The organism is Halocynthiibacter sp. C4 (assembly GCF_028823805.1).
Taxonomy (GTDB): domain Bacteria; phylum Pseudomonadota; class Alphaproteobacteria; order Rhodobacterales; family Rhodobacteraceae; genus Falsihalocynthiibacter; species Falsihalocynthiibacter halioticoli.
Genome location: NZ_JAPEIE010000004.1, coordinates 65,148 through 80,069, shown reverse-complemented (window position 1 = coordinate 80,069; position 14,922 = coordinate 65,148). Strand labels below are relative to the sequence as shown.

The 14,922-nt window shown below is 58.7% G+C and carries 17 protein-coding genes and 1 pseudogene; 3 read left to right on the top strand and 15 right to left on the bottom strand.

Translation table 11 applies throughout. From position 1 onward, the window contains the following. The first annotated feature begins 404 nt into the window (after positions 1 to 404). Positions 405 to 782 carry a hypothetical protein gene (locus OU789_RS14945; RefSeq protein ID WP_342453585.1) on the top strand — a complete coding sequence of 126 codons (378 nt, stop codon included), beginning with the start codon at positions 405 to 407 and terminating at the stop codon, positions 780 to 782. A gap of 92 nt (positions 783 to 874) precedes the next feature. Continuing rightward, positions 875 to 1,054 (top strand): hypothetical protein, encoded by a 180-nt coding sequence (locus OU789_RS14940; RefSeq protein WP_274656391.1) that lies wholly within the window; start codon positions 875 to 877, stop codon positions 1,052 to 1,054. 462 nt (positions 1,055 to 1,516) lie between these two features. Here OU789_RS14940 and OU789_RS14935 read toward each other — a convergent pair whose 3' ends face one another. Genes OU789_RS14935 through OU789_RS14925 form a run of 3 tightly spaced genes read right to left on the bottom strand, consistent with a single transcriptional unit; the run spans position 1,517 to position 3,470 of the window. Then, a complete protein-coding gene (locus tag OU789_RS14935; RefSeq protein WP_274656389.1) occupies positions 1,517 to 2,065 on the bottom strand; it encodes a methyltransferase family protein in 549 nt (182 codons plus the stop codon). Continuing rightward, positions 2,065 to 2,700: a cation transporter gene (locus OU789_RS14930; protein ID WP_274656387.1), complete on the bottom strand. Its 636-nt coding sequence runs from the start codon at positions 2,698 to 2,700 to the stop codon at positions 2,065 to 2,067. Before OU789_RS14930 ends, OU789_RS14935 begins: the two co-directional genes overlap by 1 nt. Continuing rightward, positions 2,700 to 3,470: a transglutaminase-like domain-containing protein gene (locus OU789_RS14925; RefSeq protein WP_274656386.1), complete on the bottom strand. Its 771-nt coding sequence runs from the start codon at positions 3,468 to 3,470 to the stop codon at positions 2,700 to 2,702. The genes OU789_RS14930 and OU789_RS14925 overlap by 1 nt, the downstream gene beginning before the upstream one ends. A gap of 70 nt (positions 3,471 to 3,540) precedes the next feature. Between OU789_RS14925 and OU789_RS14920 the strand changes: the two genes are divergently transcribed. Continuing rightward, on the top strand, positions 3,541 to 3,957 hold the full coding sequence (locus tag OU789_RS14920; protein ID WP_058249369.1) for a MerR family transcriptional regulator: 417 nt from the start codon (positions 3,541 to 3,543) through the stop codon (positions 3,955 to 3,957). Between the two features lie 254 nt (positions 3,958 to 4,211). Here the strand turns inward: OU789_RS14920 and OU789_RS14915 are convergent, their stop codons facing one another. From OU789_RS14915 to repB, 12 genes and pseudogenes are all read right to left on the bottom strand, one after another. Beyond that, positions 4,212 to 4,730 (bottom strand): type II toxin-antitoxin system YhaV family toxin, encoded by a 519-nt coding sequence (locus OU789_RS14915; RefSeq protein ID WP_055296362.1) that lies wholly within the window; start codon positions 4,728 to 4,730, stop codon positions 4,212 to 4,214. After that, positions 4,727 to 5,053 (bottom strand): type II toxin-antitoxin system PrlF family antitoxin, encoded by a 327-nt coding sequence (locus tag OU789_RS14910; protein ID WP_005668772.1) that lies wholly within the window; start codon positions 5,051 to 5,053, stop codon positions 4,727 to 4,729. The genes OU789_RS14915 and OU789_RS14910 overlap by 4 nt, the downstream gene beginning before the upstream one ends. Before the next feature lie 125 nt (positions 5,054 to 5,178). Beyond that, complete coding sequence (locus OU789_RS14905; RefSeq protein ID WP_274656384.1) at positions 5,179 to 5,832, bottom strand: DUF6927 domain-containing protein; 654 nt, start codon at positions 5,830 to 5,832, stop codon at positions 5,179 to 5,181. Positions 5,833 to 5,935: 103 nt separating this feature from the next. After that, complete coding sequence (locus OU789_RS14900; protein WP_274656558.1) at positions 5,936 to 6,487, bottom strand: regulator; 552 nt, start codon at positions 6,485 to 6,487, stop codon at positions 5,936 to 5,938. Between the two features lie 3 nt (positions 6,488 to 6,490). Then, positions 6,491 to 8,428 (bottom strand): annotated as a pseudogene (locus OU789_RS14895) (ParB/RepB/Spo0J family partition protein); the annotation flags it as partial. Between the two features lie 200 nt (positions 8,429 to 8,628). Then, the gene (locus tag OU789_RS14890) at positions 8,629 to 9,018 is read right to left on the bottom strand and encodes a DUF3768 domain-containing protein (RefSeq protein WP_274656556.1); all 390 of its coding nucleotides are present in this window, start codon (positions 9,016 to 9,018) and stop codon (positions 8,629 to 8,631) included. A 92-nt stretch (positions 9,019 to 9,110) separates the two neighbouring features. Continuing rightward, positions 9,111 to 9,320, bottom strand: coding sequence for a DUF6330 family protein (locus OU789_RS14885; protein ID WP_040182663.1), 210 nt, complete (start codon positions 9,318 to 9,320; stop codon positions 9,111 to 9,113). A 23-nt stretch (positions 9,321 to 9,343) separates the two neighbouring features. Beyond that, positions 9,344 to 10,282 carry an ArdC family protein gene (locus OU789_RS14880; protein ID WP_274656380.1) on the bottom strand — a complete coding sequence of 313 codons (939 nt, stop codon included), beginning with the start codon at positions 10,280 to 10,282 and terminating at the stop codon, positions 9,344 to 9,346. A 41-nt stretch (positions 10,283 to 10,323) separates the two neighbouring features. Continuing rightward, positions 10,324 to 10,809, bottom strand: a complete 486-nt coding sequence (locus tag OU789_RS14875) for a hypothetical protein (RefSeq protein ID WP_274656378.1) — start codon at positions 10,807 to 10,809, stop codon at positions 10,324 to 10,326. 331 nt (positions 10,810 to 11,140) lie between these two features. Further along, complete coding sequence (locus tag OU789_RS14870) at positions 11,141 to 12,235, bottom strand: Fic family protein (protein ID WP_274656376.1); 1,095 nt, start codon at positions 12,233 to 12,235, stop codon at positions 11,141 to 11,143. Positions 12,236 to 12,380: 145 nt separating this feature from the next. Then, positions 12,381 to 13,697: a plasmid replication protein RepC gene (repC, locus tag OU789_RS14865; protein WP_446719191.1), complete on the bottom strand. Its 1,317-nt coding sequence runs from the start codon at positions 13,695 to 13,697 to the stop codon at positions 12,381 to 12,383. Positions 13,698 to 13,949: 252 nt separating this feature from the next. Continuing rightward, on the bottom strand, positions 13,950 to 14,921 hold the full coding sequence (repB, locus tag OU789_RS14860) for a plasmid partitioning protein RepB (RefSeq protein WP_274656374.1): 972 nt from the start codon (positions 14,919 to 14,921) through the stop codon (positions 13,950 to 13,952). Position 14,922 lies beyond the last annotated feature (1 nt).

The window sequence follows — 14,922 nt, the reverse complement described above, 5'->3', positions numbered from 1 at the left end:
ACGCATCTGTTCGCGCATCCGCTCGAATCTGTATGAAGTAACGGATAAGCATCTCGAGCTAAATTGTCCAACAAATAAATCCCACAACTGGAAAATAACGCAATTATGACTTCAAAGGCAGCCTATTGACCAACAAATCAAAATGATTTTGGCGAAATATGATATCTAGTGGGTTCGGGCTCCTAGCTTGCAGCATCACTGACCCAAGCAGTAAGAACCCTCAGCTACGGCGTTCAATTGCCCATCTCGACAGCCGTCCGATTGCTGTCGGCCTCGAGGCCTTAAGCTATCGGAATGTCAGAGCGGTCATTCGATACGTCAAAGAAATATGGACTTTGGGCTCTGAGTGGCCGAGTGCACTCGCAGATGCGCGTATGATGGCGTTGCAAATACCGGAGGCACGTTTGGAGTCTTTTTGGGGCTGCTCGATTACATATACTCATATGCAGGCCGCTTTTAACGCCGTCGACGCGGTGACCGGGCGCGCCAAGCGGCTTGGCGCAATTAACACCATCCGACGTGAACTAGACGGAACGTTGACTGGGGATGCAACAGATGGCGAGGCCGCGGTTGAAGCGCTCAAATCAGCCGGTTTTGAACTACGTGGGAAAAGTGCCGCGATAGTTGGTGGTGTCGGAGGCGTTGGTCAGGCCATTGTAGACGCGATATGCGCAAAGGGGGTGCACCAACTTACGTTGCGAGAACACGATCCGGCGCGATTGATAGCGGCTCAAAACCTGGTTCAGGCGCATTGCGGCGTCGCCCTTTGCGATACGATATAAGGCGGTTCATTGCTTATAAATGCAACGAACTTTGGAAAGAGTGCCAATGACCCGTGCCTTTCGCGCTGGACGACATGAATGAGGCACGTGTGGTGAGCGACATCGTTTCAGGTGATGGCCTATCGCCTCTTCTTGCCCATGCTAAGTTAAGTGGAAGCTTGACCTTGACCTTGACCTTGACCTTGACCTTGACCTTGACCTTGACCTTGACCGGTAAAAACATGGGCGCAGAGCAGATCAACGCGCAGTTGTCACAACTCAGTATGATTTAGAGTAGGTCGTTTTACGGACCTTCACAGTCCTTGTTGGCAAGTCCGCTTTGTCCGTGCTCCTCTAGTTTGGTCTCTTCGCAGCGAAGAAACAATTTGGGATAGGCAACTGAAAGTGGGCTTGACTGGCTGTTCTGATGAACTCCGCTGCGTCGCCAAATGCGCGTTGAACTGCACCTGCGAAGAAATGTTGCGTCAGCAACATCGCCAAATGTCATCGTCGACTTTGTCGGCCTCTGTTAATTCGTACAAGATGCGGCGAAGTGTCGGTCTGAAATCCACTGACGTCGGCATCATTGAATGGCCGCTTCCGTGACTTGGGCTGCATCGCAGCATGAAATTTGCTGCAACTGCGAGGAAATGCTGCGTGAGCAATAGCCGCGCATGCATAAGGCCGCTTCGACCGCATCTTACCAGTTCGTTGATCGCGCCGCGAAAGGCAGCTTTTCAGGTTTTGGCCCTACCTCAGAGGAACCGCCGTACCCGCGACGAGTAGTTCTCGAATTCGGTGCCGTATTGGTCTTTGAGCCAAGGTTCCTCGGAAAATGGCGCGGCAATAAGTACTACAATCCCGGCCAATCCGACGACCATTGCCCAAGGCGCTGCTGACAGGATCATCCAGCCACCGACAATGCCAATATCAGCCATATACTGCGGGTTCCGCGAGTAGCCATACATGCCTTCTGTGCGCAGGGTCCCTTTGGCTCCACCAGTCTGCCGCACCCCGAAGTGTGAGACTTCCATCCACACGACGATATTGCCGATCAGGATGAGAGGCAGGCCGACGCCAAACCGCAACCAACTCGGTATGGCCAGATCAGCCCACCCCCAAATACCCAGCAGGATGAGAACCCCGAACAGCGTGAATGTTGGCACCCAGACAAAGAAAGGCGTGAGTGTCGTGTAGCGTCTTGGCGGCCATATCCGCCGCTCAGGAAAGGCAATCGACCAGAGGATTGCTGCAAGGGTCATAGCGGTAACCGCCAGACCCAGAAAAATGAGAAATCCCTGCATCATGCCTCCGCGTGTTCGTGGTCGATTATTTCCCGTCGTTCTGCGAGGGCTTGCCGCACGATCTGGAAAGCCGATGATAGAAACAGCCCCGCCATGATTGTTGCAACGATCAGGTCAGGCCAACCCGTTGCAGTGCCCCAGACGCCCAAGGCGGCGAACATGACGGCGACGTTGCCGATGGCGTCATTGCGAGAGCATAGCCAGACAGATCGCACATTGGCGTCACCGTCTTTGTAGCGCGCCAGCAAGACCACACTGGCAAGGTTTGTGAGCAATGCCAGAAAGCCAACAACACCCATGATCTCGGCTGTGGGAACCCCGACATAAAAGATGCGGTAGCCGGTCGATCCGAATACCCAAAGTCCCATCAGCAACAGGCTAAAACCCTTGAAAAGTGCGGCATTCGTGCGTGCGCGTAGTGATGCCCCGATAACGGCCAGTGAGATGCCATAGGTCATTGCATCACCCGCGAAGTCGAGGGCGTCTGCTTGCAACGCCTGTGACTTCGCCACGTGACCCGCAGTCAGTTCGACCGCGAACATCGTCGCGTTTAGGGCAATAACGATCCAAAGCCGTCGTTTGTAGTCGTCTGATACGCCGTCAAATTTGGCGTCATGTCCGCAGCAACCTGCCATCAGATCGTCTCCCGCATTTGAAAGTTTGATTGAACCGGAACAAGGTTCGCCTCGCCCCCGGGGATCGTTGGGACATGGCCTATCCGCATTTTCTTGACGCGGTGGTTCATCCAGTGACGCACGATTAGGCGATACAAAACTCCTTTCACACCCGACAACTGCCTGTGATTTTCATAGAACGCGTCAGGATCATCGAACGTGCCGTAGTCATGATTGATTCCGGTCTTTTGAATGTAGGTGCTTGCGCCGCGCCAAGCGACGTCAGGGTTTTGGAGGCAATTTGTCCCTGCGCCGTAAGCGCATAGCGAGTTGCGATCTGGAAAAGCACCTTGCAGCGCAGCAAGGACAGGTGGGTCCAGAATGAAGCCCTCCAGCTCGAGCCATTGTCCTTCGTGTTGGATTTCGACCCACGAATGGATGATGTTTGCGGGGGCAAGCGGGTAGACCAACTCCGGCACCACCCCGCGCTGCAACCGTTTGTCGATGGTGAAACCATGGAAGCGGCACGGCACGTCAAGGGCGCGCAGGAGTGCCATGAGCAAAGTGCCCTTCGTATTGCACTGCCCATAGCCATCAGCCAGCACCCTGGAAGCTGGCAACGCATCATCGGAATTGTAGCCGAACAGGATTTCGTTGCGTACAAAGTCATAGGCTGCGCCAATCCGGTCGGTCTGAGACAGGTTCAGCCAGCCACGGTCCGTAACGAGGTGCTGGATGGGTGTCGCTTCGAAGTCCAGAAGGGGGGTCGGGGACAGGTATTGGTCGGTCATGGTAGCCTCTTGAGTCTGTGTCCCACCCTATCTACAATCTCTAGTGACTAGAGGTTCAAGAGGTTTCTTCATGTTTTCTATCGGCGAGCTTTCAAAGCGCACCAAGGTCAAGGTTCCAACCATCCGTTACTATGAGGAAATGGGGCTGTTGGCAGAAGCTGAGCGCACAAGTGGAAATCAAAGACGCTATGACAAAACCGGATTGGAACGGCTGAGTTTCATCCGCCATGCGCGCGATCTGGGGTTTTCGATTGAAGCCATTTCATCGCTTATTGAACTACAGGAGCATCCAGACCGATCGTGCGAAACCGCGACGGACATCGCCGTGTCGCAGCTAGCGGACGTGCGTGAGAAAATCAAACGGCTCAAGCTATTGGAAAAGGAACTGATCCGAATCTCCAAGGGCTGTGATGGACAGGGCATATCTGAAGATTGCTATGTGCTGGCATCTCTGGCGGATCATGAGCTTTGTAGCAGGGAACACTGACGGGGATAGCAGACATTCCAGATCGCAACGGCAACGGCGGCAAAGTCCGCATCTTACCAGTTCGTACACGACGCAGCGAACGGCAGGTGTACGGATATGGTGGGACTTCTGAGAATTTCATCGTACCAGCCATCTTGCACACCAATATCGCCCATTTCACTCGGCTCAAAGGTGACGGGAGATTGTAACGAAGCCCCCCCCTTATAGACAGCCTAAATGTAGGTGACCTACCCCCCTCTGGCATTCGACCGCACTTACCGATCGGGCACCGCTTCAAGGGAAGTTTCGAACCGCTTGCCCGCCGCTGCAGCTTCTTTCAAGAGCGCGTCGAAATTGTCAGGTGGGTTGCCATCTTCCAGCATCCCTTTGAACGTCGCATAGGCATCCGTCTTGCTGCCATAGGCGCGCAGGGTTTTGTCATCGTTCACCCAGGCCACCACGATGACCTTCGCATCGCTGTTGAACCGGTAGAACAACCGATACTGCTGGAAGAATTTCGCCCGGAACCAGTGCTTGCGGTGATCGCCGAGTGTGCCGCCTTGCCGGAAGGCGGCGGCACCCGGATCTGCCGGTATGGCCTCGGTGACCAGCTTGAAGATGGCGGCCAGCCGTTTCGTGGAATTCTTCTTGCGCCAGGTCTTGGGATCGCGTGCCTTACGCGCCTCGACTTCCTCGATCAGCCCTTCGAGCTGGTCCAGAAAGAGCGGATGCGCATAAATCGACCATCCGTTTACGACAAGGGGCGCTTGAGCGGGCACGCTATCGCCGCTCATTCATCCTCGAGCGATAGCGGCGCATCGAGATCGACGTCAACGTCTCCGACCAGTGCTGCAAGACGGTCATGCAAAGCCCCATCGAACGCCCGAATGCGGTCCGGATGCGCCTTGATATCGGCCTCGACAAAATCGAGAAAGGCGCCGAGCACAGGATCTTCCTCGTCGCTGCGCACGGGCTCAATATAGACCCTGCCACTCGGCTCGGTGCAGTAGCGAATCTGGTCGCCCTTGCCCAGCTTGAGCTGCTTGCGCACACCCGCCGGCACGGTCGTCTGATACCGATCCGTGAGTTTCGAGACATCTTGTGCGAGCGCTGTCATGGCAGTCTCCTGAAAGAATGGGGGTCTTTGCTGCTTGCGATAGGTAATGCATTTGCATTGCCATGTCAAGATAAGCCGCAGGATCTGCTGTCGCCGGGCAGGTCAATGAACCGTCCGGCGCTGACCTATTCTCGCCCCGCCAGGAACTCCGCCAGCACAGGACTGGCCGCACCATTCGCGGAACTGAGCAGCTCCGAGCCCGCCAGCGTCGCTTTCGACAGGCGCACGAGCCCGCCGGTTTCCTCGATGCGGTAGCAGCGGCGCTTTTGCCGCCCGCGCCTGTAGTGGGTCGCGGTGACGATCTGGCAGGTGCTGCCATCGGTGAGCGTCACAGGGGTGGCGAGCCTGATCTTGTCTCCCTCCTCGTAGTCCGGGATCGCAGCCCAATCCCGGCAGCGCTGGCGCCAGGCGTGAGCATAGCTGTCTGGGTCTTTCAGCTCGGACAGCAGGGCCAATAGGCTCAGTGGCGCGCGGGATTCGACCGGTCCCGCGCTTTCCTCCATGTCCTTGTAGCCCCAGCAGCCGTCATCATATCGGGTAAGGAATACGGCGGCGAAAGTGATGGAGCCATCCGCATCGGTGACATAGGTCGTGTCTTCGACAGGGGTGCCGTCGATATTTGTGACCTTTGCCGCCGCGTACCAAGTCGAACCCACCTTGCAGGCTTTGACCAGTTCCGTCTTGCGCCTGTCGCCATGAGAGGTGCAGAGCCGGGCGATTTCCGCTTTCTCATCCGCGTAGGTCTGGACGCGGCCGTCGGTGTAGAAGAGCCATCCCATTTCAGAGTCCTTTCTCTCGTTTGGGAAAATTGTTGTCGCCAATGTCCCGAAAGGGCCGCAGGCCCGGCAGGGTATTGGCGATGCTTGTTTGAGAATGGGCGCGTTACGCCGCCCTCCGGCCATCGATTTCCATCAGCGCATCGAGCGGCACGCGGTAGGGCTGCATGGCGTCGAAATCCTCGCAATTGCCGCAGTTCTGCACGATCGCGAAGGTGTCGCAGGCATCCTTGAGGATGACCCGGAAGGTGCCGCCGAGGCCCGAGGGCACTTCATAGGTCCCGCCGATGAGATAGTCCGAGGCCCGGCGCACGAAGACACGGATGCTGTGGCCATCTGTGGCGAGCCGGATCGCGCCCCGCCCCCGGTCGATGAGCACCTGCACGTCATCCAGGGTGTCGGTGTAGAACTGGCCGGTCAGATCGCGAAACGCCATGCGGCGCTGCGCCATCCAGTCGGTGTCCCGAAACGGGTTCATGCCGTCGGCGAAGGCAAAGGAGGGATCGGCCTGTTCGGTGGTGACGATACGGGTGGTCGTGCCATCGATGCCGTTTGAGCGCAGATGCACACCATTGCCGACGATCAGGATCAGGGCGGGCCTGTCCACGGGCCCGTTCCAGTTGGGCAGGAAGGTCTTGCAGGCGCGCGCATGAGCGATCTGCGCCGCATGCGCGACCTCGCTGTCAGGCTCCGGGGCTTCCGCAGTGGGCTCCGCCTCATCAAAGGCGATACCGGCGGTCTGCATCATCGGCGGGCACCAGGCGACCACGGCAGCGCGCTGCGCGTCCGTGAGTGTGGCGAAGGGCTCTGAAAAGAGCTTGTCGCAGAAGGCGACGATCTCCTTCTTGCTCGACGAGGCCAGCGTCACTGCCTCCTGGGCAAGACCCAGATCCTCGCCGAGGATCTTCAGGAGCCAGGCCTTTTTAAAGCGGTTGAAGAGCGCCGCATTCGGCGTCCAGTGGGCGCGAATATCGGGCATGATCTCAATCTCGAAGTCATGCATCAGGCTGTCGCGCTGGCGGTCCCGCGCGAAGCAGGACTGCGTGGTGCTGGCCGTGGCATAGGCGACGAGCTTAGCCTTCTCCCCCGCATCGAGCGCGCGAAACGCCGCGAACTGATCGGCGGGCGCGCGGGCGTCATCGAGCCACGAGAGGTCCAGCGCATCATGCGCCGCCGCCACCTGCTCAAGCGAGGTCTCGTCGATCTCGTCCATTTTGGCATGGCTGCGGTATTCCTTGCGAGCATCGATCTTGATCGCCTGCGTGACACTCATGCCGCTGGCCAGAACATCACTCACCAGCTTGAAGAGCGTCAGATCGAGCGTGGCCTCCGGATGCAGCGCCATCGCGGCCCCAAGCGCCATGGCTCGCTCGGTCTTGAGGTCCTCAGCCAGTGAGGCCGGGTAGGTGATTTCGCCCGGGTCCGGGGCCTCCTCCCCGGTCGGGCTAGCCGAGGAGCCGCGCGCGCCCTCCTTTTTGACGGTGTCTTCCGGGCGGACGAGGCCAACATGGAGGGTCACCTGCCCGCCCGACCAGGACGCGATTACCCCAGACCGCGCGAGGTCCTCGGCGCTGTAGGCCTCCTGCAGGTCGCGGGCTTCCTCTTCCAAGGCGTCCACGCGCTCGTAAAGCGCGTTGTAGGCACCGTCCTCGAGCCCCTCATCCTCCATCTCGAGCTGCAGTTTCTCAAGCTCGGCGGTGATCTCATCGATGCGCTTTTGCGCAGCCTCATCAGGCTCGATCGGGCCGGGATAAACGCGGCCGTAGTCGGCCATGGTCGCGTAGTCATAGCGCACCATCGCATCGGCCCAGGCAAAGCCCAGTTTTATGCGGGCCTCTTCGGCGGCGGCACCGAGCTTCTCGAGCAGGATGGTCTCGACCAGCGCAGCGTCTTCCAGCACCGAATGCTCTTCCAGAAGATCGGCCGCGACAGCGCCGCCGCGGGCCTCGTAGTCCGCGCGCACGAAAGTCCCGATATCATCGCTGACCTGCACACCGCGGGATTTGAGGGCCTGACGGACGGTATAGGCCTGCAGATAACCGCCGTCCTTAGTGAGAGCCTCGAAGACCTCGCGCTGCGCCTCCTGGCTCGGATGCTCGGCGAAGGCCTTCATCGCGTCGAGCGTGATCACCTTGCCCCGGGCCGCGGCGCGGATGTCGGGGTGGATCAGGCCATAGCGCAACCGGCCTTTCACGGCGGCGACGGTCGTGCCGAATGTCTTCGCGATGGTCTCGGGCGTCTGGCCGTCGACCTCCATCATCCGGGCGAAAGCCTCGAACTCATCGATCGCGTTCATCGGCGCCTGGGTGATGTTCTCGGCGAGCGACAAGGCCGTGGTGACGTCGCAATTTTCCGGCACGAGGCGGCAGTCCACCTTGGTCTTCGTCGTGAAGCCCTTCGCGGCCTTGTCGGCGACCAGCTCGCTCAGCGCGGCATGGCGTCGGCCACCGGCGAGCACGGCAAATTTGCCGTCGAGTTTCTGGACAAGGAGCGGCTGAAGGAGGCCCAGCACAGCGATGCTGGCTTTCAGATGCGCGATGTTCTCGGGATCATAGGTTTCCGGGGAGTTGCTGCGCACATTGGCCGGATGGGCAGTCAGATCGCCGATGGCGACGGTGAGGGGGGCAAAGCTTGTGGTCATGGGGTATCCTTCCAGGTGGGTGAGGTGTGGCCCGCGCCTTCACGCGCGTGACCAATCCCCGGCTTCGGGGATCACCACGACAAAAGGCCCACTCTCCCTTTGAAGGGTCAGTGGGCTTTCATCGGCTGCGATGTCAGGAGGAGGCGTCCCCTGCCCTTCTACCAGTCGCGCGCCAGCATGATGGTCAGCACGCGCATGGTCGTGGCAGGATTGTCCGGGGTCTCGGCCCCGTAGCGGAAATCCGAATCTGCCTCATAGAGATCGATTTTCCAGAACACGGTCTCGCCCCGGATCTCGACCGCGCCAAAATCGTGCCATCCCTCGGGATCATTCTCAGGCTCGAATGTATCGAACGCACCGGTGGCCTTCACCGCCTCGGCCATGAAGCCGTCACCGGCCTCCATAAGCGAGCGGGTGACATGCATTCGGCCCTGGGTGGGCTGCGCGGGCGCCACTCCAAGGCACGCGAGCTTGCGAAACGCGTCGTTTTGCGCCGCCATCACGGTCTGATCCGGACGGTCTGGCTGGGATTGAACGGTCATGGACATGGACATGGGATCTCCTTTGAGAAGTTGAAACACCCTTCCCAAAGCCCGCTTTCACTTTTCTGCTTGGCGGAAGGACCGAAGCAGAAGGCGCCTTACCCGAACAGCCCTCTGGCTCTGTAGTTCGGGTTGGGGATGGTTTCGATCCAGCCGCCCTGCTCCTTGATGCTCTCGAGTGCCGCCGAGAGCGGGTAAGCGCCCTCGGACGGGCTCCACCAATAGGCACCGCGTTTGAAGGTGATGATCTTGCGGCGGCCGTCTTCGAAGCAGGCCACCCGCAGCGTCTTGGGTTCCTTGCGTGACATGCGAGTCTCCGTTCTCCGTGTGGTCAGGCGGCCTCGGCACTGCGCCCAGCCCTGCCCACCTCCGATCTGGCGATCAGATAGTCACAGGCGCGCTGCGCATCCGCGGCGTGCTTGAAGATCGCACCCTTGTCCGACCGAAGAACGCGCAACCAGTTGTGGAGGTAGGCGGCATTCATCTCGAGCGTATGCGCCGTGAAGCCGAGTGTCTGACCCAGGAACACCGAGGTCAATTCCGCGACGATCTCCTCGCGCGCATAGGACGTGTTGCCAAACTTCGAGAATCCGAAATTACGGTTCAGTCGATGGGGGGCTTTCGTGGCATGGGCCAGCTCATGCGCCCAGACGCCGTAGAAATTGCGCGGGTTTTCAAACCGCGTGATGGACGGCATGTAGACCTTGTCCACGGGCGGCAAATAGTACGCTTCCGTCCCGGTGAAGACGGTCGTGATGTCGATGGCGTCGAAAAACGCCTGCATGTGCGGGATTGGCTCGGACGGAGGATGCTCGGGCACGGGCTCCGGATCGGGGAAGAAGCTGTCGGGCAAGCCCTCGATTTGGCAGGCATTGAACACGCGGTAGGATTTCTGGAAGCGGAAGATGTGGGCTTCCTCGGAGCGATCATCGCCATCGCTGCGGTCGTCCTCGCCGCCCGCGTCTTTCCGGCTTTGGCCGTAATAGACGACGACAGAGGATTTTTCGCCCTTGCGGACCTTTGCGTCCAATGCATTGGCCTGCGGCAACGTCATCCAGAAAGGAGAGCTGTGGCCCGCCATCACGGTCCGCATCGTCAGCAGAAAGTTGTTGACCCCCTGGTAGGGTTCACCGCCCACGCGTAGGGGACGAGAGTTGCTACCTGCGGTCCAGGGCTTGCGCCACGGCAGGACGCCGCGCTCGATGATGCGGATGATTTCGTTTGTGATGACCTCGGAGGCATCGAATTTGGGCGCGCGGGATCGGGCCATGGCTGGCCTCCTTTCGAGTTTTTTGTGAGAGGAAATGGTGATCAGGCTGACTGATGGGACCGCGGATCCTTGAGGATCCTCGCGCCGAGCCCTTCGACCATGTCGATGTAGGTGGTCAGCGAGACGGACTTGCCGGAACCCGAAGGTTCAGGGTCGCCCGATCCGTCCCGCGCCACCCGCGGCAAGTTAGCGAAGGCGATGACATCGGTGACGGGCCGGACATCGATGAACGGGGTTCCTCGTGCGACCGCGAGGGCGGCCAAGGGAAAGCGCTCGATCGGCGCGAAGGTCGAAACGGTGGTCCAGCCGAGATGGATGAATGTCCCGCCCTCTCCGCAGATCACATGCGCGTTTGGCAATGACGCCGCCTGCTTCAGATAGCCGAGATCACGCAGGACAGTCTCCCGCTCGCGCCGCTGTGCCTGCCTCGTCTGGCCGGTTCGGCGCAGCTCTCTATGCCGCCACCAGGAGGCGGCGGTTGCGCGGAGCACGCGCAAGACACCTGCTTGCATAGGAATGCCCTTCATCCGGAACGGCAGACCGGAACCCGGCCCGGACCCATCTGAGGGACCCCAAAGGCCCTCATCCGTCAGTCACAAAACCCGAAGAACACTTTCTCTTTTCCCGGCCCCACCAGCCCGGGAAAAGAACTTCAGGGGCCGGCACGGCCCCAGTTTTCTTCATTGCACGCAGAAACTCCGGATCGGCAACGAACATCGGCAATGCCAGACCTAAGAGTTCCATTTTTAGAATTTATATCAATGAATTATAGCAAATCTCAGATCGGCAATTTTTTCTGGCGACTGTCTGATATATCCTGGCGGTGCTTGTCCTGAGCACCGGATGCGACAAGCCTCTTCACTTCGCCGACAGGGAATAACTGGTACTACGTCCACCAGCGTCATCTTTCTCAAGTGCTCCCAAGTCGATCAGGCCCAGGATGTCGCGATATGCGGTGTCCTGCGAACATTTCTCGATCTTCGCATATTTCGAAGTCGTGAGCTTTCCTTCGAACCCATCCAAAAGGCGATTGAGCATGTCCCGCTGGCGGTCGTTTATGTTGGCGGCTCCGTATTTCTCCCAGAACCGCGCCTTTTGAAACACGGCCTCCAGAATGATCTCTGCGCCATCAAAAGCACGGTCGAGGCAATTGAGGAACCAATTGAGCCAGGCGGTCACATCAAGCCCGCCCTTCTGCGTCGTCTCGAGCATATCATAATAGGCGCTCCGCTCCTGCCGGATTTGGGTCGACATGCTGTAAAACCGCTGTGCGCTGCGTTCGGATCGCGCCAACGCCATATCCGCAATCGCACGCGCAATGCGCCCGTTGCCATCGTCAAAGGGGTGGATCGTGACGAACCACAGATGTGCAATTGCGGCATGAACAACTGGATCCGAGTCTGGGGCCTGATTGAACCAGGCCAAAAACTGCCCCATCTCAGTATCAAGCCGCGCTGCTCCCGGCGCCTCAAAATGCACGCGTTCGCGACCCATAGGCCCTGAAACAACCTCCATAGGGCCGATCCGCCACTGCCCCACGGTGATCCGGGTCATTCCGCTTCGCCCCGTCGGAAAAAGGGCGGCATGCCAGCCGAACAATCGCTCTGCGTCCAGGGGTTGATCATACGCTTGGGTCGCGTCCAGCATCATCTCGACGACCCCATCGACATGGCGATCAGACGGGATCAGCCCGCCAATCTCCAACCCCAGCCGTTTTGCGATAGACGACCGAACCTGATCCTTGTCGAGCGTCTCGCCTTCGATCTCGCTGCTCTTGACGACATCACTGGTGAGAGTTCGCAACATCGCCTCGTTGCGAAGATCAAAGCCAAGGCCCTCCATGCGTCCCAAGAGCTTGCCTTGTCGGTGGCGGACAGCGGCAAGTTGTGATGACAGCTTGGCCTTGTCCCAGGTAAACCGCGGCCAATCAGTGAGCTCGTGAATGTAGGTCATATTTTACGCACTCCTTGCGGAGATTATACCGGGCAATCTCCGCAAGACAACAGTATTCGCCGCGCAATATGCGGAGAAAACTGGCGCCAATCTCCGCGGACCCCTCTGGACCTCTGAATGCAGGAGAAACTGCTGCCCCATCCCATCATGCCGCCTGCCCGCTCAACCGGCCATAGAAACTGCGCTCGAGATGCAGCTCCCCTGCCCCAGCTTTCTGGACAATTCCACGCAGATATCCACCAGGAGATGCGACTTCGCCTGCACAATGCTTTTCGAACGTGAGAACCAGCGCCGCAGTCGCGATTTGAGGCCCAAGCCGGTCCTGCGCAATGTTCCAGGCGTGCTCTGAGACGCCGATCATCGGCCTCAACTGCCCTGCAACACGGTGCAGATCGCCCCAATCCTTCAGATATCCGCCCATATTGCGCGCCCAGGACGCAAACTCAGGACAGGCTTGCATGACTGTCGGCAGATCCAGGGCGGCCCCGCGTTTCTTGCGCGTTTCAGCCACCCAATCTTCCAACTCCCTATCAATTAGCTCCTCCGGTGGCGCATTGGGCACCACGCCCGCGGCTTGCTCAGTTTCTGAGCGATTACAGGTTACAGGATTAAGTTGTGTTGTAATTAGTATGTGAGGTTCGGAAATGACCTCCCTGGGGTCCATTTTTTGAGTCTTCTGAAGTACTTGCTCGGTGGCTTCTGCGGTGTTTTCCACAACCTCATCCGCTCGAACTGCCTTGAGGTACGTGGCCTCTACACGTTCCTGGAGCTCTTTGAACCACGCCAAGAGTCGTTCCAGTGCCTCAGAGGCTGTGTTCCTGCGCGGAAGGCGATCCAAAAGATCCTCGAAAAGGCCTGTGAGCTGCGTCCACGGGCCTCTCAGCGCGCCGCTGAGCGCAGCCTCGATCCGCGCCCGGATCATCCGGCGGGACACAGTGATCTGCCGCTTCAGGCGCTGACAGTGCGCGCGCTCGGCCTGCAGCTCAGCGTGTAGCTGCTGAAACTCTTCTACGCGAGCGGACAGCGGCGACAAATCAAAGCCGTAGGCCTCAATGATACGGCCCTCTGCGTCCCTGTGGCCCCAACGCTTGCCATTGGGGCTGTCTTTGAAGGCGATTACACCGCTCTCGGCCAGGCGACGGGCATGGCGCTTGAGCGCAGAGAGTGAAAAGCCCGTCTGCTCCATCAGATAGGCATTGGAGGCCCAGACGATCGGGCGCTGACCCTCTTCCCAATCTTGCGCCTGCGTGAAGGCCCCAAGCGTATCGAGGAGCATCATATCCCCTGCCTTGAGGCCGATATGCGCACCTACGCGTTTCACGGCGACAAAGGCCTGTGTTTTGGGCACGGCTGCTCTTTCACCAGCCTGTGCGTGCTGTTCAGCGACGGCGAGTCCGGCTGTCGCCTTCCGCCACCCCGTGGGTTGGTTGATATTGGACATACCTTCACCGTTCTGAGGCATGCCTGTCCCAGTCACTCCATGCGGAGCATCATTGAATTTCGTCATTTTTTAGCTAGGCACAGAAAACCTGTTCGCCCGAAGACGTTTTTCGTTGTTTAGCGATTCGCGGGCTGCTAGGATTGTGGTGTGAAAACAAATTGCGCCTTGTGCGCAGCAGCCCTCGGGACTTCGGTTTCGAGGGTTTTCTTTTTGGTGCCGTTCTCCTTTTTGCTCGTTGCCTCTATCTTGGCGGTTAACAGCTGTTAACCGCCGCTATCCTTCGTGGCTCTCTGATTGGAACCGATCGAAGGAATCCTGAATGAGCTGGTCCAGATTCTGATCCAGCCAATCCGCGAATCTCGTGTTCTCCCCTGCCCGCTTGACGGTGACTGAGAGCCCAGATTTACCGCTTTTGATCTGCACACCGGGAACGGGCGAGCGCTCCTCGACAGATCGTTCTTGCTTACCTCGCTTGCCAATTTCCTTGAGAACGAGGTCCAGCCGTCCGTCGGAGTCGAGATCACCAGATTGACCAAGAACACCCAGAACACCCTCCTCCGAGAGTTGTACTTTCTCAAACGCCGTTGCGAGAGTGGTCCATTTCGGGCGCCCTGCCCCTGGAGCTGCGCCAATGGCTTCACCGACAGCCAAGGGTACTAGCCGATTGATACGCTCAAGCTGCGAAAGAGTGTTCTTGCTGATAGCCAAAGCCTGACACGCCTCCGCACGTGAGTAGCCTTGCTCCAGGATCGCGTGCGCGAACCGGACACGTTCATAATAGCTCAGCTCCGCACGGCCGGCATTTTCGAGGCCTTTCGCCATCAATGCATCAGTATCATCGAGCGTCCGGATCAGAGCCCGCACTGGTATCCCCAAGTGGCGGCAGGCAAGTATTCGTCTCTGACCGTAGATGATCTCAAAATGCCCATCACGATCCTTCGAAGGACGTAGAAGGACCGGGACTTGCTGCCCGGCATCAGCGATGCTGGTTGCGAGATCCTTGATCGATTCATTCGGTGCGGCGCTGTTAACGGCTGTTAACTCGATACCCAGCCGGTCCTTGGGTCCCCAAGCCAAGATAAGATTTGTATCGATATCCTGGATGCCGCCGAGACCCGCACGAACAGAGCCGATAGTTCCCTTCGGCAATGTTCGATGAGCTCTATCAGAAGCCCCATCTTTCGACGTCTCAGTCGCCGCAGTAATCGCAGCCATGATGCCGGTTTTGTTTTTACCCATAGCCATG

Excerpts from the sequence above, each read along its gene's own strand:
- OU789_RS14880 (WP_274656380.1), bottom strand. The coding sequence starts at position 10,282 with ATGGCCCGATCCCGCGCGCCCAAATTCGATGCCTCCGAGGTCATCACA.
- OU789_RS14910 (WP_005668772.1), bottom strand. The coding sequence starts at position 5,053 with ATGACAGCGCTCGCACAAGATGTCTCGAAACTCACGGATCGGTATCAG.
- repC (WP_446719191.1), bottom strand. The coding sequence starts at position 13,697 with ATGCCTCAGAACGGTGAAGGTATGTCCAATATCAACCAACCCACGGGG.
- OU789_RS14920 (WP_058249369.1), top strand. The coding sequence starts at position 3,541 with ATGTTTTCTATCGGCGAGCTTTCAAAGCGCACCAAGGTCAAGGTTCCA.
- OU789_RS14925 (WP_274656386.1), bottom strand. The coding sequence starts at position 3,470 with ATGACCGACCAATACCTGTCCCCGACCCCCCTTCTGGACTTCGAAGCG.
- OU789_RS14890 (WP_274656556.1), bottom strand. The coding sequence starts at position 9,018 with ATGTCCATGACCGTTCAATCCCAGCCAGACCGTCCGGATCAGACCGTG.
- OU789_RS14870 (WP_274656376.1), bottom strand. The coding sequence starts at position 12,235 with ATGACCTACATTCACGAGCTCACTGATTGGCCGCGGTTTACCTGGGAC.
- repB (WP_274656374.1), bottom strand. The coding sequence starts at position 14,921 with ATGGCTATGGGTAAAAACAAAACCGGCATCATGGCTGCGATTACTGCG.
- OU789_RS14905 (WP_274656384.1), bottom strand. The coding sequence starts at position 5,832 with ATGGGATGGCTCTTCTACACCGACGGCCGCGTCCAGACCTACGCGGAT.
- OU789_RS14930 (WP_274656387.1), bottom strand. The coding sequence starts at position 2,700 with ATGGCAGGTTGCTGCGGACATGACGCCAAATTTGACGGCGTATCAGAC.
- OU789_RS14915 (WP_055296362.1), bottom strand. The coding sequence starts at position 4,730 with ATGAGCGGCGATAGCGTGCCCGCTCAAGCGCCCCTTGTCGTAAACGGA.
- OU789_RS14875 (WP_274656378.1), bottom strand. The coding sequence starts at position 10,809 with ATGAAGGGCATTCCTATGCAAGCAGGTGTCTTGCGCGTGCTCCGCGCA.
- OU789_RS14885 (WP_040182663.1), bottom strand. The coding sequence starts at position 9,320 with ATGTCACGCAAGGAACCCAAGACGCTGCGGGTGGCCTGCTTCGAAGAC.
- OU789_RS14935 (WP_274656389.1), bottom strand. The coding sequence starts at position 2,065 with ATGCAGGGATTTCTCATTTTTCTGGGTCTGGCGGTTACCGCTATGACC.